Genomic DNA, 391 nt, shown 5'->3' with positions numbered 1-391 from the left:
GTGCCAAGCAGACGTAAAGCCAGGTAATAATCTATCTTTTCCCAATCAACAGTGTTGCCTTTTTCATCGAACCAGCTAATATCGGGAATGCCTTTGTATGTGCCGCCCTTGCCGGTGTAAAATTCGGGGCGCATAAAACCATGATGTCTAAGACGAAAAGCGATCATCTCTTTGACAAAACGGTACAGGCTGGAATTTTTTTCCAACAGCGACCAGTCGTACCATGATAACTCATTATCCTGACAATAAGCGTTGTTGTTGCCGTTTTGAGTACGGGCAAATTCATCGCCGCCAAGAATCATAGGAGTGCCAAGCGAAACCATCAGGGTAGCGAAAAAATTCCTTAATTGCCGATCTCGCAGAGTTTTTATAATCGGATCATTTGTCTGCC

General features: G+C 44.2%; 1 pseudogene. It reads right to left on the bottom strand.

The window, feature by feature from the left end:
- Positions 1-391: pseudogene (locus tag ACYVTD_RS17590) on the bottom strand (glycogen debranching enzyme); the annotation flags it as partial.

The organism is Treponema sp. R6D11, from assembly GCF_054786075.1.
This window is presented reverse-complemented; position numbering and strand designations above follow the sequence as displayed.